The sequence below is a fragment of the Bradyrhizobium sp. 17 genome (assembly GCF_023073515.1).
GTDB classification, from domain to species: domain Bacteria; phylum Pseudomonadota; class Alphaproteobacteria; order Rhizobiales; family Xanthobacteraceae; genus Bradyrhizobium; species Bradyrhizobium canariense_D.
In genome coordinates this window covers 1-1,813 of the sequence record NZ_JADPJQ010000130.1, presented here as the reverse complement: position 1 = coordinate 1,813, position 1,813 = coordinate 1, and the positions used below count along the sequence as shown (strand labels likewise).

The following is a 1,813-nucleotide window of genomic DNA, read 5'->3' as shown; positions in this document are numbered from 1 at the left end:
CACGACTTCAACGCGGCTACCATTGGCAGCGAGTGCTCCTTGCGCGCGGCCAACCGTATGTCCGGCGATGAGCCGCGCACCATGGCTTCGATGGCGTAAAGCTGCGCGATGTGCCGAACAGCGGCCTCGGCGATTGGTGACTTGCTGTTGCGCACCAATTTGACGAAGCGCCGGCGCAAATGGCTCCAGCAATGCACGAGCGTCCATGGCCCTTGCGGTCGAACGACTTCGTTCAGCCGGTCATACCCGTCATAGGCATCGCATTGCAGGTAGCGTCCGCCAAAACCGTCGAGGAACTGCTCAGCAAAGGCACCGCTGCGACCGGGGGCATATCGGAACAGCACGATCGGCGGACTTGCCCCGCTGTGGCCGCGGTCGTCTGAGGCGATCGCCCAGAAGTAGCCTTTCTTCGTTTGGCCGCGCCCGGGATCGAGTACCGGCGCCTTGGTTTCGTCCATGAACAGACGATCCGCCATGGCCAGGTGGTGGCGCATGTGGTCGGCGATGGGCTGAAGATGGAAGCAGGCGCGGCCAGACCAGTTGCCCAGTGTCGCCCGATCAAGCCGGATTCCCTGGCGCGCATAGATCGCGGCCTGACGGTAGAATGGCGTATGGTCGCCAAATTTGGAGACGATCACGTGCGCGATGGCCGCTTCGGTCGGCAGCCCGCCGGGCACGACGTGCTCCGGTGCGTGCGCCTGCACGACGGGGCCCGAGCAGCGGCGACAGATATATTTCGGGCGGCGCGTGACCAGCACGCGCAATTGCGCCGGGATCACGTCAAGACGCTGGCTGACGTCCTCGCCTATCTTCGTCATGGCGCCGCAACCGCACGGAGCGTGCTCACAGGCTCGATAATCCGCTCCACCCGCGGCAAATGGACAGGCAAGCAGCCGCGATTGCGATGAGAACCATGATCTGGCGCGTTCCGTGATCGGCCCTGGATCGCCGCCTCGGCTCTCTCCTGCGCGGCATCCAGGATGCCTTGCGCGATCTCCACGTCTTCGAGCGGCAAATGATACTGATCTGGTCGCAGCTTCTCGGATTTCGCGCCGAACCTGTCGCGTCGCAATTCGCCGAGAATGATCTCCAGGCGGCGTCGGGCTTCTTCCGACGCCGCCAGCGCCCCCTGATGCTCGCTCAAGGCCGCCTGCGTTTGCGTCAAAAGCGCCTTCAGGCGTTCGTTTTCGTCGCGTAGCGCCGCGATGCTCATGCGCTATTTCGAGCACATCGCCGCCGCGTGTGCCACGATCAAAATAGCTGCCGAGTCATTCTGCCGCAGTTATCCCGCCGCCTGAGGGCGCCGTGCTTCTTCCGGGCGGACCAATCTCCAATCCAGCCCTTCGAACAAGGCAGCGAACATCGCGGGCGACATTCGCATCACGCCGTCTACGATCGTTGGCCAAACAAACTTGCAACCTTCGAGGCGCTTGTGCACCAACACCAGGCCCGTTCGATCCCAGACCAAAATCTTGATCCGGTCCGCTCGTTTCGATCGGAACACGAAGGCTGCGCCGCTGAACGGATCAAGACGGAGCACCTCCTGCACCTTTGCCGCAAGCCCATCGTGGCAACAGCGGAAGTCGATCGGCCGCATTGCAACGTAAATCTTCAGATCAGCACCGGCCCCAATCATCGTGACGCTCGCACCGCACGGATCACCCGGGAGAGCTGCTCACCATCAATGCCCGTATCCGTCCGCAGCACGACATCACCGATCGCGATCTCAAGCTTGATCGCCGGAGGCCGGATCCCGCCGTTCATAGCTTGCGCCGGGCTTGGTCATCACCACCCATGCGATCCGCGCAATCTT

3 protein-coding genes are annotated in these 1,813 nt (G+C 62.8%); all 3 read right to left on the bottom strand.

Annotated features, from left to right (window positions below):
* The coding region (locus IVB13_RS36085) for an IS66 family transposase (RefSeq protein WP_247492305.1) at window positions 1-818 on the bottom strand (818 nt) is incomplete at its 3' end.
* A complete protein-coding gene (locus IVB13_RS36080; RefSeq protein ID WP_247492304.1) occupies window positions 815-1,213 on the bottom strand; it encodes a transposase in 399 nt (132 codons plus the stop codon). The genes IVB13_RS36080 and IVB13_RS36085, both read right to left, overlap by 4 nt.
* Before the next feature lie 69 nt (window positions 1,214-1,282).
* Window positions 1,283-1,636, bottom strand: coding sequence for an IS66 family insertion sequence element accessory protein TnpB (gene tnpB, locus IVB13_RS36075; RefSeq protein WP_247492302.1), 354 nt, complete (start codon window positions 1,634-1,636; stop codon window positions 1,283-1,285).
* Between the last annotated feature and the right edge of the window lie 177 nt (window positions 1,637-1,813).

Bases quoted from the DNA above. Each gene is read 5' to 3' on its own strand.
- IVB13_RS36080 (WP_247492304.1), bottom strand. From the start codon at position 1,213: ATGAGCATCGCGGCGCTACGCGACGAAAACGAACGCCTGAAGGCGCTT.
- tnpB (WP_247492302.1), bottom strand. From the start codon at position 1,636: ATGATTGGGGCCGGTGCTGATCTGAAGATTTACGTTGCAATGCGGCCG.